At 66.9% G+C, this 19,812-nt stretch carries 19 protein-coding genes; 11 read left to right on the top strand and 8 right to left on the bottom strand.

Going from position 1 to position 19,812, the window contains the following annotated elements; all coding sequences use genetic code 11:
* Nucleotides 1-9 precede the first annotated feature (9 nt).
* From VFH65_RS16980 to VFH65_RS16970, 3 genes are read right to left on the bottom strand one after another with little or no spacing between them, the layout of a single operon-like run.
* Entirely contained in the window at nt 10-1,416 is a 1,407-nt protein-coding gene (locus VFH65_RS16980) for a selenium-binding family protein (protein WP_353323010.1), read from the bottom strand.
* Nucleotides 1,417-1,446: 30 nt separating this feature from the next.
* Nucleotides 1,447-1,827 (bottom strand): MmcQ/YjbR family DNA-binding protein, encoded by a 381-nt coding sequence (locus VFH65_RS16975; RefSeq protein ID WP_353323008.1) that lies wholly within the window; start codon nt 1,825-1,827, stop codon nt 1,447-1,449.
* 9 nt (nt 1,828-1,836) lie between these two features.
* Nucleotides 1,837-2,178 (bottom strand): hypothetical protein, encoded by a 342-nt coding sequence (locus VFH65_RS16970; protein WP_353323006.1) that lies wholly within the window; start codon nt 2,176-2,178, stop codon nt 1,837-1,839.
* 65 nt (nt 2,179-2,243) lie between these two features.
* On the opposite strand from VFH65_RS16970, the gene VFH65_RS16965 reads away from it, so the two are divergent.
* Genes VFH65_RS16965 through VFH65_RS16945 form a run of 5 tightly spaced genes read left to right on the top strand, consistent with a single transcriptional unit; the run spans nt 2,244 to nt 11,211 of the window.
* Nucleotides 2,244-3,155 (top strand): DUF389 domain-containing protein, encoded by a 912-nt coding sequence (locus tag VFH65_RS16965; RefSeq protein WP_353323004.1) that lies wholly within the window; start codon nt 2,244-2,246, stop codon nt 3,153-3,155.
* 41 nt (nt 3,156-3,196) lie between these two features.
* Nucleotides 3,197-6,565, top strand: coding sequence for a DUF2126 domain-containing protein (locus VFH65_RS16960; RefSeq protein WP_353323002.1), 3,369 nt, complete (start codon nt 3,197-3,199; stop codon nt 6,563-6,565).
* The gene (locus tag VFH65_RS16955; RefSeq protein ID WP_353323000.1) at nt 6,565-9,237 is read left to right on the top strand and encodes a circularly permuted type 2 ATP-grasp protein; all 2,673 of its coding nucleotides are present in this window, start codon (nt 6,565-6,567) and stop codon (nt 9,235-9,237) included. Before VFH65_RS16960 ends, VFH65_RS16955 begins: the two co-directional genes overlap by 1 nt.
* Nucleotides 9,234-10,157: a transglutaminase family protein gene (locus VFH65_RS16950; RefSeq protein ID WP_353322998.1), complete on the top strand. Its 924-nt coding sequence runs from the start codon at nt 9,234-9,236 to the stop codon at nt 10,155-10,157. The genes VFH65_RS16955 and VFH65_RS16950 overlap by 4 nt, the downstream gene beginning before the upstream one ends.
* Nucleotides 10,150-11,211: a zinc-binding metallopeptidase family protein gene (locus VFH65_RS16945; RefSeq protein ID WP_353322997.1), complete on the top strand. Its 1,062-nt coding sequence runs from the start codon at nt 10,150-10,152 to the stop codon at nt 11,209-11,211. The genes VFH65_RS16950 and VFH65_RS16945 overlap by 8 nt, the downstream gene beginning before the upstream one ends.
* A gap of 75 nt (nt 11,212-11,286) precedes the next feature.
* Here VFH65_RS16945 and VFH65_RS16940 read toward each other — a convergent pair whose 3' ends face one another.
* The 3 genes from VFH65_RS16940 to VFH65_RS16930 are packed head-to-tail and all read right to left on the bottom strand — an operon-like array spanning nt 11,287 to nt 13,393.
* A complete protein-coding gene (locus VFH65_RS16940; protein ID WP_353322995.1) occupies nt 11,287-12,063 on the bottom strand; it encodes an SDR family NAD(P)-dependent oxidoreductase in 777 nt (258 codons plus the stop codon).
* On the bottom strand, nt 12,060-12,542 hold the full coding sequence (locus VFH65_RS16935; protein ID WP_353322994.1) for a nuclear transport factor 2 family protein: 483 nt from the start codon (nt 12,540-12,542) through the stop codon (nt 12,060-12,062). The genes VFH65_RS16940 and VFH65_RS16935 overlap by 4 nt, the downstream gene beginning before the upstream one ends.
* A complete protein-coding gene (locus VFH65_RS16930) occupies nt 12,539-13,393 on the bottom strand; it encodes an LLM class F420-dependent oxidoreductase (protein WP_353323049.1) in 855 nt (284 codons plus the stop codon). Before VFH65_RS16930 ends, VFH65_RS16935 begins: the two co-directional genes overlap by 4 nt.
* 109 nt (nt 13,394-13,502) lie before the next feature.
* Here VFH65_RS16930 and VFH65_RS16925 point away from each other — a divergent pair, with 109 nt between their 5' ends.
* The gene (locus tag VFH65_RS16925) at nt 13,503-14,150 is read left to right on the top strand and encodes an IclR family transcriptional regulator (RefSeq protein WP_353322992.1); all 648 of its coding nucleotides are present in this window, start codon (nt 13,503-13,505) and stop codon (nt 14,148-14,150) included.
* Nucleotides 14,151-14,214: 64 nt separating this feature from the next.
* Here the strand turns inward: VFH65_RS16925 and VFH65_RS16920 are convergent, their stop codons facing one another.
* Complete coding sequence (locus VFH65_RS16920; protein ID WP_353322990.1) at nt 14,215-15,006, bottom strand: SDR family NAD(P)-dependent oxidoreductase; 792 nt, start codon at nt 15,004-15,006, stop codon at nt 14,215-14,217.
* Between the two features lie 96 nt (nt 15,007-15,102).
* Here VFH65_RS16920 and VFH65_RS16915 point away from each other — a divergent pair, with 96 nt between their 5' ends.
* Entirely contained in the window at nt 15,103-15,687 is a 585-nt protein-coding gene (locus VFH65_RS16915; RefSeq protein ID WP_353322988.1) for a TetR family transcriptional regulator, read from the top strand.
* On the opposite strand, the gene VFH65_RS16910 is transcribed toward VFH65_RS16915, so the two are convergent.
* Complete coding sequence (locus tag VFH65_RS16910; protein ID WP_353322986.1) at nt 15,677-16,252, bottom strand: hypothetical protein; 576 nt, start codon at nt 16,250-16,252, stop codon at nt 15,677-15,679. The genes VFH65_RS16915 and VFH65_RS16910 overlap by 11 nt on opposite strands.
* A 24-nt stretch (nt 16,253-16,276) precedes the next feature.
* On the opposite strand from VFH65_RS16910, the gene VFH65_RS16905 reads away from it, so the two are divergent.
* From VFH65_RS16905 to VFH65_RS16890, 4 genes are all read left to right on the top strand, one after another.
* Nucleotides 16,277-17,119: a DUF3097 domain-containing protein gene (locus VFH65_RS16905; protein WP_353322984.1), complete on the top strand. Its 843-nt coding sequence runs from the start codon at nt 16,277-16,279 to the stop codon at nt 17,117-17,119.
* A 20-nt stretch (nt 17,120-17,139) separates the two neighbouring features.
* Nucleotides 17,140-18,468 carry a replication-associated recombination protein A gene (locus tag VFH65_RS16900; protein WP_353322982.1) on the top strand — a complete coding sequence of 443 codons (1,329 nt, stop codon included), beginning with the start codon at nt 17,140-17,142 and terminating at the stop codon, nt 18,466-18,468.
* A 47-nt stretch (nt 18,469-18,515) separates the two neighbouring features.
* Entirely contained in the window at nt 18,516-19,379 is an 864-nt protein-coding gene (locus tag VFH65_RS16895) for a hypothetical protein (RefSeq protein ID WP_353322980.1), read from the top strand.
* Nucleotides 19,380-19,557: 178 nt separating this feature from the next.
* Nucleotides 19,558-19,812, top strand: a 255-nt coding sequence (locus tag VFH65_RS16890) for an ArsR/SmtB family transcription factor (protein WP_353322979.1), incomplete at its 3' end; no start/stop codon positions are given.

Raw genomic sequence — 19,812 nt, 5'->3', positions numbered from 1 at the left:
GGCGCAAATCTAGTCGGTAAAGCAATAGGAATCGCTGGACGCGTCGCCGCCCTGCAGCCGGGTTTGGTGCACCCGCAGCCCGCGAAAGTCGTCGCCATGCGGGAAGAAGCCCGCGTCGGGAGCGAGCCCGCCGGCGTCGACATCGGCGTCCAGCTTGGCCATCCACGCACCGACCCCGTTGGGGTAGAAGACCTCGTCCCACGACGCGTACAGCGAGTTGGTTGCGTACACCCGTCGGCCGTCGCGGCTGATCTCGATCATCTGCGGCCCACCGGCGAGCTGCACGTCGGGTTGCGCCGGGTGCGGTTGACGCCGCACCACACCGCCGAGCCGAACCGAAGCCGTCTCACGCGGGTGGAACGGATCGCTGACGTCGAACTGCTTGAGTTCGCCTGTGCCCCAGCATGATACGTACAGCCACCGATCGTCGACCGACAGGTCGATGTCGGACACCAGCGGCGGCACGGCGCCGAACGGCTTGAGCGCGGGAGGCAGGTCGTCGGCGTCTGCGGGTTCGGCCGGAATAGTGATGACCTTCTCGACTGACCATTGGTAGCCCTCGTCCTTGTGCCACAGCCAGATCGAGGCCGACAGATCCTCGACGCTGATCACCACGCCAACGAAGCCGTAAGACTTCGACGGGTCGTGAGCCGGGCGAAGTTCGAGCACCATCTGGTGCTCGTCGCCGAGGTCAACACGCTGGATCAGTTTGCGCTCCGACAGGCTCCAGAAGTTCAGGTGGTGGCCGAACTTTCTGCCAAGCAGGTCCTCTGGCCTGAGCCCGTCTTCGATCATCGACGGTGTCGCCCACTCCGACGTCACCACGGTGTCGTAGCGAAGGTGCCACCAGAAGTCATAGGCGAAGAATTGCGGTCCATGGTCGGCCTCCCACGGCCCGATCACCTCGAACGTGTCGTGGTCGAGCAGCGCGACACCGCCGGGACCGTCCTCGCCATTGGCGCCACCGAGCGCCGACATGAAGATGCCGCCGGGGCCGCAATGCACCGTGTGAGGCCGCGAGTAGCCGGCCTTGGCTGCTAGCTCGCCAGCCTCAATGGTATGCGTTACCAAGGGGTTTCGCGGATCTGGCTTGGTGTCGAGCACGTAGGTGTTCGACGATCGAATGCCGGGGACGACGAGATAGCGGCGCTCCAGGTGACTGGAATGCCCTTCATGACACAGCGCGCTGGAGCAGGCGTTCCAGCCGAAGTGGTGCAGTTCGTTGCCGGCAGTGGGCAGGTCCGACCAGCCGACCACCTGGCCGTGTGTCGGGGAGTTCGGGTCGCAATCGACCACCGCAAGCGCGTCTTTCTTGACGCCGGCCGGATCGAATGCGGCAACGTAAGCGAGTTGCTCGGGCACCGCCGCGACAGCAGCACCCGGGCTGCGGTAAAAAGTGGGATCTGTCGCACGCATACCTGCAGATCATCCTCGTTCGGCAGGTCACTAGCCGCTGTTCTGCAGGAACGCCTTCACCAATGTTTTGGGCGCCTGCGCGAGCCACGCCTCGGTGATCAATTCTTCGAGTTCCGGCACGCCGATCTCGGCCAGCCGGACCAGCACCGCGGGATACCCGTCGAAGTGCGGCGTGGTGAAGTACACGGCTGGATCGTCGGCGATCAACGCGAACTTCACGCCTTCGTCGGGCACCCGCGCGCCCAGAACATCACCGTCGGGGGCGGCATCGCCGAGCGCCTCGTAATCCGCCTTGCGCAGCGGTCTTTCCCACGCGATCAGCTTTTTGCGCACACGCCAGTTGCGCGGCGACGGTTCCGCCGTTTCGGGAAGCTCACCGACAATGCGCGCGACATCGTCCCAGGAAGCCACGACCTCAGGTTAGAAGCTGGTGTCGTGAATCTGCTCGGATTGCGGCGGCGTTTGCGATGTCAGGTCGATGCCATGGACATCGAGGACCCGCTCCCGGAACCAACGCTGGAATGGCTCGTCCGACCGTGAAATGTCTTGTAGCGCGGCCGATATGTCGTCGGCCTCGATATACACGACATCCACGGTCCCATCCTCGGTCTGCTGCTGCCAGACCGAGTGCCGGGTCACACCGGCGCCGCGCCACGCGGATCGGTACTCCTCCCGCCGCGCACCGTCCATCGCGTCCATCCATTCGCGGTCCGCTTGCTCCTTGCCGGGCAGGACCGGAACGACAAAGCCAATTGAAGCCATGACTCACCCCCGTGAATTAGCTATGGCGCGAGCGTACGCCGCAGCGCGCCGCTACTGTGCCCAACGTGCTGCATTTGCGGGTGATCACACCGACCGAATTGCGCGATGAGGTCATCGACATCTTTCGTGCCAACCCGGGGGTGGCGCATCTCGTCGTGCACCGCGACGCCGCGCTGGAGCCACAGGGCGACGAGATCACCGCCGACATCGCCAGAGAGTCAGCCAACGACGTCGTCGGTGAACTCAAGGCACTCGGCGTCAAGGAGCGCGGCGCGATCACGCTCGACTTCGTCGACACCGTGCTGTCCACCCGGGCGTACCGCGCTGAGGACGAGGCGGAGGGTGAGCCCGCCGACGCGGTGATCTGGGACGAGCTGGTGTCGCGGACCCGCGAGGAGTCCAGCCTGACCATCACGTATCTGATGTTCTTGTGCATCGCCTGCATGATCGCCGCGGTGGGTGTGGTCACCGATTCGCCGGTGACCGTGGTCGGCGCGATGGTCGTCGGCCCGGAGTTCGGGCCACTGGCCGCGCTGGCCGTCGCGCTGGTCCGCAGGCGGTTGCACCTGGCGCGTCGCGCCGCGCTGGCGTTGGTGATCGGGTTTCCGGCAGCGATGGCCGTCACAGCAGTGTTCACGCTGGCCGTCGAAGCCATCGGCTGGGTGACGCTGGACAGCACCAGCGAACTCAGCGAGGTGGACTTCATCTTCCAGGTCGGTCCGTTCTCGTTGGTCGTCGCGATGCTGGCGGGTGCGGCGGGAATGCTCTCGCTTGTATCCGCGAAATCTGCTGCGCTGGTTGGGGTTTTCATCTCGGTGACGACCGTGCCTGCGGCCGGCTTCGCCGTCGTTGCCGCAACCGTCGGCGATTGGGACATCGCCCTGCAGTCGGCAGCCCAACTCGCGGTGAACCTGGTGGGCATCGTGCTGGCTGCGGTGCTGGTGCTGTGGGTCTACCAGCGGTCCAGCGCCAGATGACACGGTGTGCACGCTCAACCAGCGTGTGATGGGATCGCCTGATGGGTATCAAGGTGGCGCTGGAGCATCGCACCAGCTACACGTTCGATCGGCTGGTGGAGGTGCATCCCCACGTCGTTCGGCTGCGTCCGGCGCCGCACTCGCGTACCCCGATCGAGGCGTACTCGTTGCGGGTGGAGCCGGACGATCATTTCATCAACTGGCAACAGGACGCGTTCGGCAACTTCCTGGCCCGGCTGGTCTTCCCGAACCGTGCCCGCAGCCTGACCATCACGGTCGGGCTGATCGCCGACATGAAGGTGATCAACCCGTTCGACTTCTTCATCGAGGACTGGGCAGAAAAGGTCGGCTTCACCTACCCGAAGGCACTGGCCGAGGACCTCAAGCCTTACCTGCGTCCGGTCGACGAGAACGGCGAAGAGTCGGGACCCGGCGACCTGACCCAGGCGTGGGTGAGGAATTTCTCCGTCGCGTTCGGAGGGCAGGAGCGAAGCGACCCGGGATTCGGCAGGGGCACTCGCACCATCGACTTCCTGGTCGCGCTGAACCGCGCCGTGAACGCCGACGTCGGCTACAGCCTGCGGATGGAACCCGGCGTGCAGACCCCGGATCACACGCTGCGCACCGGGATCGGCTCGTGCCGCGACTCGGCCTGGTTGCTGGTCTCGATCCTGCGCCAGATGGGTCTCGCGGCTCGCTTCGTGTCCGGCTACCTGGTGCAGTTGACCTCCGACGTCGAGGCGCTCGACGGCCCGTCCGGTCCTGCCGCCGACTTCACCGACCTGCACGCGTGGACCGAGGTGTACATCCCCGGCGCCGGCTGGATCGGCCTGGATCCGACGTCGGGATTGTTCGCCGGGGAAGGCCACATCCCACTGTCGGCCACGCCGCACCCCGAATCGGCGGCGCCGATCACCGGAGCCACGGAACCGTGCGAGACGACGCTCGACTTCACCAACCTCGTCACTCGTGTGCACGAGGATCCGCGCGTCACCCTGCCCTACACCGAGACGGCGTGGGCCGCGATCAACGCGCTCGGCGCCCGCGTCGACGAGCGCCTGACCGCCGGTGACGTCCGCCTCACCGTAGGGGGCGAGCCGACGTTCGTCTCGATCGACAACCAGGTAGACCCGGAGTGGACCACCGACGCCGACGGGCCGCACAAGCGCCAGCGCGCATCCGACCTTGCCGCGCGGCTGAAGAAGGTGTGGGCGCCGCAGGGTCTGGTCCAGCGCGGCCAGGGCAAGTGGTATCCCGGAGAACCGTTGCCGCGCTGGCAGATTGGACTGCATTGGCGTACGGACGGCGAGCCGCTGTGGACGAACGAGGCGCTTCTGGCTGATCCGTGGGCCGCCGACGCCGTGCCAGCGGCGATCGCCCCCGATGCGGGCCAGCAGGTGCTTGGCGCCATCGCCGACGGGCTCGGGCTCCCTGCGTCGGCGGTGCGGCCGGCTTTCGAGGACCCGCTGAGCCGGCTCGCCAACGCGGTGCGCCAACCCGAAGGCGAACCCGTCGCGGCCTCCGAGGATCTGGAGGCCGACGCCGCCGACGCCCGTTCCGCGCTTCTGGCCCGGCTCGAGGCGCCCGTCAGCGAACCCACCGCCCACGTGCTGCCGTTGCATCGCCGCGACGACGACTCCGGCTGGGCCAGCGCCGACTGGCAGTTGCGCCGCGGCCGCATCGTGCTGCTCGAAGGTGACTCGCCGGCGGGTCTGCGGCTACCGCTCGACTCGATCAGCTGGGATGCGCCGCGGCCGTCGTATGAGGCCGATCCGCTGAGCCGCCGCGGCAGCCTGGCCGCCGACCCAGAACCCGGCGACGCGGTCGTCGAGGATGCCGAGTCCGCGCCGACGACGGCGATGGTCGCCGAGATCAGGCGCGAAGAAGGCGGGGCCGAGTTCCTCTACGTGTACTTGCCGCCGACAGAAGAACTGGAGCACTTCGTCGACCTGATCCGGCGGGTCGAGACCGCCGCTGCCAAGGCCGACTGCCCCGTCGTCATCGAGGGCTACGGTCCGCCGCCGGACGCGCGGATCACCTCGATGACGGTCACCCCCGACCCCGGGGTCATCGAGGTCAACGTGGCGCCGACGGCCAGCTTCGCCGAGCAGAAGCAGCAGCTGCAAACCCTCTACGAGCAGGCCCGGCTGGCGCGGTTGTCCACCGAATCGTTCGACGTCGACGGCACTCATGGCGGCACCGGCGGCGGCAACCACATCACCCTCGGCGGCATCACCCCGGCCGACTCGCCGCTGCTGCGCCGCCCTGACCTATTGGTGTCGTTGCTGACCTACTGGCAGCGTCACCCGTCGCTGTCCTATCTGTTCGCCGGGCGCTTCATCGGCACCACCTCGCAGGCGCCGCGCGTCGATGAGGGCCGCGCCGAGGCGCTCTACGAGCTGGAGATCGCGTTCGCCGAGATCGACCGGTTGACCAACGGAGCCGGCGCCTCCAAGCCGTGGATCACCGACCGGGCGCTGCGGCACCTGCTCACCGACATCACCGGCAACACCCACCGCGCCGAGTTCTGCATCGACAAGCTCTACAGTCCCGACAGTGCGCGTGGTCGGCTGGGCCTGCTGGAGCTGCGCGGTTTCGAGATGCCGCCGCATTTCCAGATGGCGATGGTTCAGTCGCTTCTGGTGCGCTCGCTGGTCGCCTGGTTCTGGGACAAGCCGCTGCGGGCGCCGCTGATCCGCCATGGCGCAAACCTGCACGGCCGATACCTGTTGCCGCACTTCCTGATTCATGACATCGCCGACGTCGCGGCGGATCTGCGCGCACACGGCATCAACTTTGACACCAGCTGGCTTGACCCGTTCACCGAGTTCCGCTTCCCACGCATCGGCACCGCGGTCTTCGACGGTGTGGAGATCGAACTGCGCGGCGCGATCGAACCGTGGAACGTCCTCGGCGAGGAGTCCACTGCCGGCGGCACCGCGCGCTACGTCGACTCGTCGGTGGAGCGCATCCAGGTCCGGCTGGTCGGCGCGGACCGGCACCGCTACATCGTCACCGCCAACGGCTACCCGATCCCGATGCTGGCCACCGAGAAACCCGACATCCAGGTCGGCGGGTTGCGGTTCCGGGCGTGGCAGCCGCCAAGCGCGCTGCACCCGACCATCACCGTCGACGGTCCGCTGCGTTTCGAACTCGTCGACACGGTCACGGGCATGTCCCGCGGCGGCTGTACCTATCACGTCTCCCATCCGGGTGGCCGCTCGTACGACAACCCGCCCGTCAACGCCGTGGAGGCCGAATCGCGGCGCGGCAGGCGCTTCGAGGCGACAGGTTTCACACCGGGCAGCCTCGACATGTCGGACCTCCGCGAGAAGCAGGCGCGGCAATCCACCGACATGGGCGCGCCCGGCATCTTGGATCTGCGCCGGGTGCGTACCGTTCTCCAGTAATGGCACTACCCGCAAGCGGCCCGTCACCTTCATTTCCCGACGCGAGTCCGCACGACATCGACAACCTTCTGGCGCGTTACCGCACGACCCGGGCCCAGCAGGCGTTGTTCGACGTGCGCGGCGACAGGGCGGCCGCCGGCTACGACGAATTCGTCGACGCGGCAGGCAATGTCCGGCCCGCCTGGCGGGAGCTGGCCGAATGCATCGGTGAACGCGGTCGTGGCGGCCTGAACCAGCTGCGGGCGGTGGTGCGCAGTCTGGTCGACAACGATGGCATCACCTATATCCAGGTCGACCGGCACGGCGACGCCGTCACCAACGGGGACGGCACCGCGGAGCCAGGGCCGTGGCACCTCGATGCGCTGCCGCTCGTCATTTCCGCGGCGGATTGGGACACGCTGGAATCCGGTCTGGTGCAGCGCTCCCGGCTGCTCGACGCGGTGCTCGCCGACTTGTACGGGCCGCGTCATTCGCTGACCAGCGGGGTGCTGCCCGCGCAGTTGCTGTTCGCCCATCCCGGCTATGTCAGGGCGGCCAGGGGCATCGAGGTGCCCGGGCGCCACCAGCTGTTCCTGCACGGCTGCGACATCAGCCGCACCGCAGATGGCGATTTTCGGGTGAACGCCGACTGGACACAGGCACCGTCGGGCGCGGGTTACGCCCTCGCCGACCGCCGCGTGGTGGCACACGCCATCCCCGACCTCTACGAGCGGATCGGGCCCCGGCCGGCCTCGCCGTGGGCCCAGGCGCTGCGGCTGGCGTTGATCGACGCCGCGCCGGAGTCGGCGGAAGAGCCCGTGGTGGTGGTGCTCAGTCCCGGCATCCACTCCGAAACCGCATTCGACCAGGCGTACCTGGCCAGCGTGCTGGGCTTCCCTCTGGTGGAAAGCGCCGACCTGGTGGTGCGCGACGGCAAGCTGTGGATGCGGTCGATGGGCACCCTGAAACGAGTCGATGTGGTGCTGCGCCGCGTGGACGCCGAGTATGCGGATCCGTTGGACCTGCGCGCCGACTCTCGCCTCGGTGTGGTCGGACTCGTCGAGGTGCTCCGGCGCGGCGCGGTGACGGTGGTCAACACGTTGGGTAGCGGCATATTGGAAAGCCCTGGGCTGCTTCGCTTTCTGCCCGAGCTGGCCGAGCGGCTGCTTGGCGAGACGCCGTTGCTTCAGACTGCTCCGATGTATTGGGGCGGCGACAGCACCGAACGCTCGCATCTCCTGACAAACCTGTCGTCACTGCTGATCAAGTCGGTCACCGGTGCAGAGGCAATCGTCGGTCCCGGGCTGTCGTCCGCACAGATCGAGACCCTGACCGCGCGCATCGAGGCCGCCCCCTGGCAGTGGGTCGGTCAGGAGTTGCCGCAGTTCTCCTCGGCCCCAACCGATTACTACGCGGGCGGACTGTCGTCGGCCAGCGTCGGAATGCGGCTGTTCACCGTCTCCCAGCGCGGCGGATACGCACCGATGATTGGCGGGCTGGGTTATCTGCTTGCCCCGGGCAACGCCGCATTCAAGTTGAACAACATTGCCGCCAAAGACATCTGGGTGTGCACACCGACCCGCGTGACGGCCGAGCGGGTGCCGACTGCCCCTATGGTCGAATTGCCCGCGATCACGCCGAGCCCGACGCGGGGAATCAGCTCGCCGCGCGTGCTGTCCGACCTGTTCTGGATGGGCCGCTACGCGGAGCGCGCCGAGAACATGGCCCGGCTACTTACCGTCACCAGGGAGCGCTATCACGAATTCCGCTATCGCCGTGAGCTGGAGGGCAGCGAGTGTGTGCCCGTCCTGCTCGCGGCGCTCGGCCACATCACCGGCACCGACACGGGTTCCGGCGCCGATTACGCCGAGATGGTCGCGACGGCGCAGAGCACGCTGTGGTCGTTGACGGCCGATCGGCACCGCGCGGGCTCGCTGGCGCAGTCGGTCGAGCGGCTCGGGTCCTCCGCCCGCGCAGTGCGCGATCAGATGTCCAACGACACGTGGATGGTGCTCGCGGCGGTCGAACGCGCGCTTCTTCACGCGCACGGTTCGCCGCCTGAGTCGCAGACCGAAGGCGACGCCTTCCTGTCTTCGACGAACAACCTGACGCTGGCCGGCATGCTGGCGCTGTCCGGGGTGGCTGCCGAGTCGATGGTCCAGGACGTCGGCTGGACCATGATGGACATCGGCAAACGCATCGAGCGTGGGTTGACGCTGACGGCGCTGCTGCGTGCGACGCTGACGACGGTGCGCGCTCCCGGTGCGGAGCAAACGATCACCGAGTCCACGCTGGTGGCATGCGAATCGGCGGTCATCTACCGGCGGCGCACTTTGGGCAAGGTTAGTGTGGCTGCTGTGGCCGACCTGGTGTTGTTCGACGCCGAGAATCCGCGGTCGCTGGTCTACCAGCTCGAACGGCTGCGAACGGGTCTCAAGGCGCTTCCCGGATCGTCGGGATCGTCACGCCCGGAGCGCCTGGTCGACGACATCGGCATCCGGCTGCGTCGGCTTGACCCCGCCGACCTCGAAGAGGTCAGCGCCGACGGCACGCGCGCTGAACTCGCCGACCTGCTCGACTCGATGCACCGCGACCTTCGCGAGCTGTCCCGCGTCATCACCGCGACCCATCTGTCGCTGCCCGGCGGCATGCAGCCGTTGTGGGGGCCGGCCGAGCGCCGGATGGTGCCGTGACCGACGGGCCTATCGCCTCGAGATCCAGCCGGTGCTACAAAGTCACGCATCGCACGGTCTACCGCTACTCCGACGTCGTGACCAGCTCCTACGGCCGTGGATTCCTCACACCGCGCGACTCCGCGCGGCAGCGCTGCCTGTCGCATGAACTGGTAATCGACCCGGAGGCGGCTGACAGCTCCACCAGCCGCGACGTGTACGGCAACATCAGCTCGTATTTCCATGTCACCGAGCGTCACGACAGGCTGAGTATCACGAGCAACTCCGTCGTCGAAGTGGATCCACCGCCGCCCGATCTCTACGGCGGGGGTTCGGCACGGGCGCCGTGGGAGATCGCTCGGCCGGTTGGCCTCGACGGTGCACTGGCCACCGAATTCACCCTGGACCTGAGGCCGCCGGAGATCACCGACGAGCTACGCGCTTATGCCGCACCGAGTTTCGAGCCCGAACGACCGCTGATCGAGGTGCTTCGCGACCTGACGTCGCGGATCTACTCCGACTTCACCTACCGGTCGGGTTCGACAACGGTTTCTACCGGGGTCAACGAGGTTTTGGCGGCCAGGGAAGGGGTATGTCAGGACTTCGCGCGGCTGGCCATCGCCTGCCTGCGTGCCAACGGGTTGGCGGCCAGTTACGTGTCGGGATACCTGGCGACCGACCCGCCGCCTGGGAAGAAGCGCATGATCGGCATCGACGCCACGCACGCATGGGCGTCGGTGTGGACGCCGCAAAACCAGTGGCTCGGTTTGGATCCCACAAACGACCAGATGGTCGACGAGCGTTACATCATCGTCGGTTTCGGCCGTGACTACGCCGACGTCCCGCCGCTGCGCGGCATCATCTACACCGACTCGGACCGCAGCGTGATCGACGTCGCTGTCGACGTGGCGCCGTGCGAAGGTGAGATGTTGCGTGCGTGACTTCAACTGCCCCAACTGCGGTCAGCGACTGGCGTTCGAGAACTCGCTGTGCCTGTCATGCGGGAGCCGGCTGGGATTCTCTCTCGACGACATGGCTCTGCTGGTCATCGCATCGGGCGCTGACAGTGAGCATGGCGGTGCTGTCGACTCCAGTGAGTATCGGTTGTGCGCGAATCTGCATCTGGCCAAATGCAATTGGCTGGTCGAGAAGGGGCCGATCAGGAAGCTGTGCAGAGCGTGCGCGCTGACCCGTACACGGCCCAACGACTCCGACACCAAGGCGCTTGCCGCATTCGCCGCGGCGGAGAAGGCCAAGCGCAGACTCGTCGTCGAGCTGCATGAGCTGAAGCTGCCGATCGTCGGTCGCGACGAGGACCCCGAGTTCGGTTTGGCGTTCGACTTGCTGTCCAGCGAGTTCGAGAAGGTGTTCACCGGCCACCACAACGGCGTGATCACGCTCGACCTCGCCGAGGGCGACGACGTGCACCGCGAGCAGCTGCGGGTGGAGATGGAGGAGCCGTATCGCACGCTGCTCGGCCACTTCCGGCACGAGATCGGCCACTACTACTTCTATCGGCTGGTCGGCACGTCGCAGGCCTATTCGCAGCGGTTCCGCGAGTTGTTCGGCGATCCGAACGCCGACTACCAGGCCGCGCTGGATCGCCATTACAACGAAGGCCCGCCGCCCGACTGGAAGGAGAATTACGTCTCCTCCTATGCGACCATGCATCCCGCGGAGGACTGGGCCGAAACGTTCGCCCACTACCTGCACATCCGCGACACCCTTGACACCGCGGCCGCGTTCGGCTTCACACCTGCCGGCGCCACCATCGAGCGACGAGTGTTGGGGCCCAGCGGATTTGACACGATGATCGAGATGTGGCTGCCTCTGGCGTGGGCGCTGAACATGGTGAATCGATCGATGGGTAAGGCCGATCTCTACCCCTTCGTGCTGCCGCCCGCGGTGCTGGAAAAGATGCGGTTCATCCACACCATCATCGACGAGATCACCTCGGACCCAGCCAAACTCGCCGAAGTCAGCGGCCCGACCTAGTCATCGCGAGCGACCGTGTCTGTACGCCGACACGCCGATAATTAGCGTACAAACGCGGTCGCTCGCGCGAGAAACTCACGCGTCGAGGTCGGGTGCCCAGGCAACACCGTTGATGTGGCTGCCACCGTCGACGAACAACGTGTTGCCGGTCAGATATCGCGAGCCGTCGCTGGCGAGGAACACCGCCACCGGGGCGATGTCGTCATACGGATCGCCCATCCGGCCCATCGGGTTGGCCGCGTCGGCCATCGCCTCCAACTCCGGATACTCGCCGATAGCTCGAAAGAACGCCTGGCTCTTGGCCGCCGGGCACAGCGCGTTGACGGTGACTCCGGTCGGTGCCCACTCGCGAGCAGCCGTACGGGTGAGCGTCCGCAACGCTTCCTTGGCGGCGTTGTACTCTAGTGAACCCATGTGGGCGTTGACGCCATTGAGGCTGCACAGGTTGACAATCCGGCCCTGCCCGCGCGCCTTCATGTGCGGGAAAGCGGCGCGCATCGCCCAGTAGGGGCCGTAGTAGCCGATCGCAAAGCCCTTTGCCAGTTGCTCGTCGGTCTTGTTCTCCACCCGGCCGATCGAGCCGCCGCCCCACGCGTTGTTCACCACGATGTCGATCGCGCCGCATGCGGAAAGCGCTGTCTGCACGGCATTTTCGACCTGCAAGCGATCGGACACATCGGTGTGGACGAACACGCCGCCGATTGCTGACGCCACGGTTTGGCCTGCGGCGTCGTCGATCTCGGCGACAACGACCCGCGCTCCCTCGTCGGCGAAGCGGCGAGCGATGCCCTCGCCGATGCCCGCTCCCGCCCCGGTCACAAGGGCGACCTTGCCCTCCAGTGCCGCGCTCACCGGCCCGCGACTCCGGCCGCCAACAATTCGCGGGCCTCGGGCTTGCCGTCGAGGGACCGCGTCGTGCGGGCGACGATTTGCCAGCGCGCGTCGATGCGCTCGAGCCGGAAGTGGTTGGCGCCCGCACGCCACACGGTGAACCCCTCGACGCGATGGACGACCAGAATCGATTCGCAGACGGCAACCGCGTCGTCGTCGCCGGTGATGGTGACGACGGCAGGGCCGAGGAAATGACAGCAGCCGCGGCCGATCAAGCCCTGATGGGCATCCGACCGCACCATGGCCGCGACATCGTCACGGCTGCGCATTGGCCAGCCTTCGACGTCATAGCCGCCGTCGACCGCCCACAGCTGCGCCGCCAATTCGGCTTCGCCGGCGTCGACCAGCGGACCGTACGACGCGATCAGCCGCTCGATCGCGCGCTCATCCTCGACGCGTTGCATCCGCTTCTCCAACTCGGCGAGTCGCTCGTCGCTCACGGCGTTTCCTTCCCGATGTCGCTCAGGGCGGCCAACTGGTCGCAGAAGTGGGCGGCGGACGTCGCGGTTACCGAGCACGTGATGGCCGTCGCACCCAACTCCCGCAGCGTGTCCAGCTGCCGCCTGGTTTCGACAGCGTTGTCAAGGGGATCGAGCCGAGGAGTCGCGAGAACGACATCGAAGTTCGGCGGAAGATCAACGCTCGCAAGGAAGCTCGTGATGTCAGCGGCGCGCAGCCCGAACGGCATCCACCCGTCGCCGAGCTCGACGGCCCGGCGCAACGACCGCCGAGTGCGCCCGCCCACCCAGATGGGGACGCGTGGCTGGAGGGCACAGGGATCCACGATGACGGAGTCGAAGCGGAAGTACTCGCCGTTGTATGCCGGGCGGTTTGACGACAGCGACGCCCGCAGCGCGCGCATCGCGTCGTCGGCGCGGGAACCCCGGTCGGCCCAATGCGCGCCAAGCAGCTCGAATTCCCCGGCCAGAGAGCCGACGCCGACGCCGAGCACCAGGCGCCCGCCGCTGATCCGGTCGAGCGTGCCGTAGCGCTTGGCAATCGCGAGCGGATGGTGATAGCCCAGCACGACGACCGAGGTGGCCAGCCGGATGCGTGATGTGCGCGCGGCGAGGAACGCCAACGTGGCTAGCGGATCCCAGTACGTCGACCCCCGGCCCTGCGCGTCGCCGGCGGGGCTGGCGACGTGCTCCGAGCACGTCAGGTAATCGAAGCCGAGGTTGTCGGCGGCCTCGGCGATGCGGGCGATGTCGTCGATGCCGGCGTCGCGCTCCCACGGAGAAGCCACCCCGGGCATCTGAATCACTACCGGCGTAGACAGTCCGATCCGCACGAATGTGTTGTAGCCCGATCCGCCCGTCGACGGTGCTTGCGTCCCGATCATCGGGACCATAGCGTCGGTAGAACGAATTCTCGTTTGTCGATTGGGGTGCGCAGTGACGATGGTGGACAGGTTTACGTCGATCATCGACGCGTTCGACGACGCCACCGTCGGTTTGAGCCTGGATCAGGTGGCGGCGCGCGCAGCGCTACCGCGGTCGACCACGCACCGCATCCTGGATCATCTGGTGCGTCTGAACTGGCTGGCGCATTCGGAGCGCGGATACGGGCTTGGCGCCCGGGCGATGTCGTGGGGCGCAGGGGATGCCGCGGACCTGCGGCTACGCGAGGCGGCAGCACCCGTGCTGCAGCATCTGCAGGCCACTACCGGTGCGGTGATTCATCTTGGCGTGCTCAGGGGCGAGGACATCGTCCACATCGACAGGCTGGGCGGCGGGCCCGAGGGGCACGTGCCCACTCGTGTCGGAACACGTTCTCGGGCAACAGAACTCGCGCTTGGGCTGGCGGTGGTCGCCGTGCAACCGCCTGAAGACACCGATCCGGCGTTGAGCTCGGAGCTGCACCACATCCGCCGCACAGGAGTGGTGTGCCGTCGCGGCGATTACGGCCGCGGACTGATATCGGTGGCCGCGACCATCGATGCGCGTGCCGCTCTGGGAATTGTGCTGCCCGACAAGGTTTCCCCGGAGCGATACCAGCCATTGCTGATCGCCGCGGCTACGCGAATCCGCGAAGAGCTTCGAGCGTGAAATATTGCACTCAGGGTCGTTATTCGCGCCGAATCACAGCCCTGAGTGCAGTTTCGAGACTCCGCTAGTGCTCACCTAACAGCTTCTGCATCACCCGGTGCGTGCCAAGGACCACCTTGGCGCGGTCCGGATGATTGCGACGCGCGACGTCCTCGCCGTTGCCGCCGGCCACGAAGACGGGCCCGTTGGGCAGCTGCTCGAGACCCTCACGGGCGACGTCGGCCGGCTCGCCGACCCGCAGCCCCGGCACGTCGAAATTCAGCCCAACCCTCTCCATCGCCGGTGTACGGGTGACGCCAAGCACCAGCTCCAGCACGTCAACGTCGAACTCGCGCAATTCAAGCCACAGACTTTCGGAGAAGATGCGTCCGAACGCCTTGACCCCGCCGTAGACGGTGTGCCGCATCGAACCCAGATAGCCCGCCATCGAACCGACCATCACGATGCCGCCTCGACGGCGCTCGCGCATTGACCTGCCGAAGTGCTGCACCAAAGCCATCATGGTGCCGATATTCAGGTCGATCACACGCTGGAAGTCCGCCAGCGCACCGTCGAGAAAGTGTTCGCTACACGTGTTGGCCCCGGCGTTGTAGATCAGCAGGCCGACCTCCACGTCGGCGGTGGCATCGACAATGCTGCCCACGGCCGCTGGCTCGACCAAATCGACTGCCAGCGTTCGCACTTCGACACCGCGGCCACGGCACAGATCGGCTGTTTCCTCGAGTGGCGCCGACTTGCGTGCGATCAGGACCAGATTCAATCCTGCGTCAGCGAGCAATCGGGCGAACTCGGCGCCCACTCCTTCCGAACCGCCCGCAATCACCGCCCAGGGGCCGTACTTGGCTAGATCCGTCACTCGTCGATACTCACCGTGCCGCGACCCATCCGGGTGGCCCGTCCCGCTCATCGGTACATGCATGGCGGCAGCGATGGAAGCGCCGATACTGACCCCATGCCGCGAATCGGCGAACGACGACCACCCGCGCTGCCCGCAACCGATGACCAACACGCTCGGCGGGCGGCGATTCTGCGTGCGGCCGCTCGGTTGGGCAGGGCCAGGGAACTCGACCGGATTACGGCGCAGGAGGTCGCGGCCGAAGCCGGCGTCGCGCTGCGCACGCTGTACCGCTATTACCCGTCGAAGTACCACGTGTTCGCCGCGGTGCTCACCGCGCAGATCGAGAACCTCAAGCCATCACCCACGTCGTCCGATGCAGCCACCGCAGTGGCGGACTACATGGCCGACGCATGCCGGAATATGTTGAGGCACAAGCATCTTGCGCACGCGATGATCACGTCGACTCAGGCTGTGCGGGCACAGTCCGGGCCCACCGGCTATCACACCATGCGCGATCTGATCCTGCGGGTCGCCGGGTTCGAGCACCCCAGCGCCGAGCAGATCCGGATTGCGCGCCTTGTCGAGCAGGTGACCTTCGGTGTCCTGACGTGGACGGTCGGCGGCGAACTCGATCCCGACCAAGCCGTCGCGGACGTCCGCCTGGCATGTCTGAAGTTGGTGGGTGGCGCTAACTGGTGAGCCGCAGATACGCGCGGCCGCGTGGTGACAACCGATATCCGACGTCGAGGCTGATGGTCAGGCCCAGTCCCTTGAGCTGACGCACGCGGCGCTTGAATCGCGGCACGTCGAGGCCGACGCGGTCCGCAAGATCCGGTGCGCGGACCGCCTCGTTGGCGCCGATCATCTCGAGGTACTGTCTCGTCCACGGTGAGCCGGCGGTGTCCCAGCGGTTCAGCCGTGCGGTGATCGCGGCGACGTCGGCCTCCGACAGTCGGTCATCGGAGGCGAGCTCGGGCCGCTCGTCTGGCGCCAGGTAGGAGACCGCAATGACGTACGTGTGCTGTGCGGGCCTGCGGTCCAGGTCCTTCTGTGCGGTTTTCGCGTCCGGATAGCCGGCGGCACGAGCCTGCGCGGCGGTGACGCGGTAGCGGCCCGGATACTCGGTGACGTCGTCGACGCGGATGGTGCCTGCGACCGTGCGTTGCGTGCCGCCGGGCTTCGCGCGCGGCGCGTCCCAGCGCCTCAACACGAGCGTGATGGTGCCGTTTGCGATTCCCTCCGCCGTGGCGCGGTTCAACAGCACGGTTGTGATCATAGGATCCGTCGCGTGGATGATCGCTACGGCCGTGACGTGCTGGCCCGAAACCCGCACGGCTCTAAGAAGAATCGCTCGACCGAACAGCCGGTGGAAATCGGCATGGTCGTCGAAGACGCCCAGACGGGATATGTCGGCGCGGTGGTCCGTGTCGAATACGGCCGGATGGAACTCGAGGACCGGCGCGGCCGCAGGAAGCCGTTCCCGATCGGTCCCGGATACCTCATCGACGGCCGGCCGGTGATCCTCACCGCGCCGCGTCGTACGGCGCCAGCGAGCCCCGCGCGCACCGCATCGGGGTCCGTCGCCGTACCGCAGTCGCGTGCGAAAGTGGCACTGGCCAGCCGCATTTACGTCGAGGGACGACATGACGCCGAACTGGTCGAACAGGTGTGGGGCGCCGATCTGCGGGTCGAGGGCGTCGTGGTCGAGCACCTGGGCGGCGTCGATGACCTGGTGGCCATCGTCAACGACTTCCAGCCGGGTCCAGGACGCCGGCTCGGCGTGCTCGTCGACCATCTCGTCGCCGGTTCGAAGGAAGCGCGCATCGCCGAAGCGGTCCGGCGCGGACCCGGCGGCGTCAACACGCTCGTCGTCGGACATCCCTTCATCGACATCTGGCAGGCCATCAAGCCGGCCCGGTTGGGTATCTCGACGTGGCCCACTGTGCCGCGGGGCACCGACTGGAAAAAGGGCGTATGCCGGGCGCTGGGCTGGCCTCACACCGAACAGGCCGACACGGCGAGGGCGTGGCAGCGGATCAGGGGCCGGGTGCGCGATTGGAATGACCTCGAACCGGCGCTGATCGGCCGTGTCGAGGAACTCATCGACTTCGTGACCCAACCGCCGTCGTAGCGGCGTGGTAAGCAGAAGGCGTGTCCGACGGTCTGTTCGACGTCCCCGGCGAGCCGAGATCGACCGCGGGCGGTCCCGTTGGCGCGTCGGCGCCGTTGGCTGTCCGCATGCGCCCGGCGACGCTCGACGAGGTGGTCGGGCAGGATCACCTGCTGCAACCCGGCTCGCCGCTGCGCCGGCTCGCCGAGGGCTCAGGTGCGGCATCGCTCATCCTCTACGGGCCTCCCGGCACAGGTAAGACCACGCTGGCGGCGCTGATCTCGGGCGCCACCGGGCGACGGTTCGAGGCGCTATCGGCGCTGTCGGCCGGGGTCAAGGAGGTGCGCGCGGTCATCGACGTCGCGCGCCGCGCCGCCGTGCACGGTGAGCAGACCGTGTTGTTCATCGACGAGGTGCACCGGTTCTCCAAGACCCAACAGGATGCGCTGCTGTCCGCCGTCGAGAACCGGATAGTGCTGCTCGTCGCGGCCACCACCGAAAACCCGTCGTTCTCCGTGGTCGCACCGTTGTTGTCGCGGTCGCTGATCCTGCAACTGCAGCCACTGACCGCTGACGCCATCCGCACCGTCGTCCGTCGCGCCATCGACGACCCTCGCGGACTCGGCGGAAAGGTAACGGTCACAGACGAAGCCGTCGACCTGTTGGTGCAGCTGTCGGCAGGCGACGCCAGGCGGGCGTTGACCGCGCTCGAAGTGGCGGCCGAGGCGACCGAGCACGTCACCGTCGAGACCATCGAGCAGTCGCTGGACAAGGCCGCCGTCCGCTACGACCGCGACGGCGATCAGCACTACGACGTCATCAGCGCGTTCATCAAGTCGGTGCGCGGATCCGACGTCGACGCCGCACTGCACTATCTGTCCCGGATGCTGGTGGCGGGGGAGGACCCGCGATTCATCGCCCGCCGCCTGATGATCCTGGCCAGCGAGGACATCGGAATGGCCGACCCGACGGCGCTGCAGACTGCTGTCGCCGCCGCGCAAACGGTGCAGCTGATCGGTATGCCGGAGGCTCAGCTGACGCTCGCTCATGCCACGGTGCATCTCGCGACGGCGCCGAAGTCCAACGCCGTCACCGCTGCACTGGGGGCCGCGATGGGCGACATCAAGGCAGGCAAGGCCGGTCTGGTGCCCGCCCATCTGCGCGACGGTCACTACTCCGGCGCGGCGGGCCTCGGCAACGCGATCGGCTACAAGTATTCGCACGACGACCCCGATGGTGTTGTGCCGCAACAGTATCCGCCCGACGAGATCGTGGGTGTCGACTACTACCGGCCCACTACCCACGGCGCCGAGCGTGAGATCGCCACCCGGCTGGACAAGCTGCGCGCCATCATCCGCAAAAAACGCTGAGCCGCCGAAGGGCTCAACTTGTCAGTGTGTGTTGTGAACATGCCGGCATGAGGAAGCTCATCGTCGGCAGCCAGGCACTTGCGAATGGCGTGGTCACTGAACACGACTTGCGTCGGTGGTATGACCGCATGTTCCGGGACATCTACTGGCCCAAAGGCTATGAGCCGACGCTGTTGGACCGCATCGACGGTGCCTGGTTGCGGTCCGGCCGCAATGGTGTGGTGGCCGGCGTCGCTGCGTCGGCTCTTCACGGAGCCCAGTGGGTTGACGACGACATACCGGTCGAGCTGATCTGGGACAACACTCGACCGCCGCCGGGCATCATCGCCCGCGACGAACGTCTCGGCCGTGACGAGATCACCACCGTCTCATGTATTTCCGTCACCACATCCGCTCGCACGGCGTACGACCTCGGGCGCCATTTGCCGCGCGGCGAGGCGATCGCTCGGCTCGACGCCCTCATGCGGGCAGCGCCGTTTTCGATCGATGAGATCTTGGGGCTCGCCCAGCGTCACCGCCGCGCCCGCGGACTCAAGCGACTACGTGCCATGCTCCCGCTCGTCGACGGCGGAGCTGGGTCGCCGCAGGAGACGCGGTTACGTCTTCTGTTCATCGACGCCGGGTTTCCTAGGCCGACGACTCAAATACCCGTGGTCGACGGTCGCGGGCGGCTCGTACGCCCTCTCGACATGGGGTGGGAGGACTTCATGGTCGCCGCCGAGTACGACGGGGACCAACACCGCACCAACCGCAAGGCGTACGTCAAGGACATGCGGGCATTGGCAAAGCTACAGCGACTCGGCTGGATCGTGATCCGCGTGATCAAGGAGGACCGCGACGAAGACATCATTGACCGCGCGTACCGGGCCTTGGTTTCTCGCGGTTGGGATGGGCAACTGCACCCACCGTGAGCCTGTAGTTACCGAGCCCTCCACTCGAAAAACCTCTCGACAACTACAGGCTCAAAGAACTCGTCCACGCCCTTGGGGGCTCGGAGGCGGATCGCCGTCGAAATAGCCCCTTGACACCCGCCGCACCCTCTCCTACCTTTGTAGTCAATCAGATCGTTGATCAAACACAAGGTTGACAATGGAGAGTGATGGGGATGGGGAAGCACGGCTTGACCGCGCCTTCATGGCCCTGGCCGACCCGGTCCGCCGGGCCATGGTGGCCCGCCTGTCGCGCGGCCCCGCCACGGTCAACGAGCTGGCTGCGCCGTTCGACATCACGAAACAAGCGGTGTCCAAGCACATTCAGGTGCTCGAGCAGGCCGGCCTGGTCACCCGGAGCCGGGACGCCCAGCGCAGGCCCGTTCATCTCGACGCGGCGGCACTCGAGGCGCTG

This window comes from Mycobacterium sp., from assembly GCF_035697385.1.
In the GTDB taxonomy this organism is placed as follows: Bacteria; Actinomycetota; Actinomycetes; order Mycobacteriales; family Mycobacteriaceae; genus Mycobacterium.
The sequence above is the reverse complement of the archived record's forward strand: the minus strand, read 5'-3'. Positions and strand labels throughout refer to the sequence as shown.

Excerpts from the sequence above, each read along its gene's own strand:
- VFH65_RS16915 (WP_353322988.1), top strand. The coding sequence starts at position 15,103 with ATGCCGCGAATCGGCGAACGACGACCACCCGCGCTGCCCGCAACCGAT.
- VFH65_RS16925 (WP_353322992.1), top strand. The coding sequence starts at position 13,503 with ATGGTGGACAGGTTTACGTCGATCATCGACGCGTTCGACGACGCCACC.
- VFH65_RS16970 (WP_353323006.1), bottom strand. The coding sequence starts at position 2,178 with ATGGCTTCAATTGGCTTTGTCGTTCCGGTCCTGCCCGGCAAGGAGCAA.
- VFH65_RS16955 (WP_353323000.1), top strand. The coding sequence starts at position 6,565 with ATGGCACTACCCGCAAGCGGCCCGTCACCTTCATTTCCCGACGCGAGT.
- VFH65_RS16980 (WP_353323010.1), bottom strand. The coding sequence starts at position 1,416 with ATGCGTGCGACAGATCCCACTTTTTACCGCAGCCCGGGTGCTGCTGTC.
- VFH65_RS16960 (WP_353323002.1), top strand. The coding sequence starts at position 3,197 with ATGGGTATCAAGGTGGCGCTGGAGCATCGCACCAGCTACACGTTCGAT.
- VFH65_RS16895 (WP_353322980.1), top strand. The coding sequence starts at position 18,516 with ATGAGGAAGCTCATCGTCGGCAGCCAGGCACTTGCGAATGGCGTGGTC.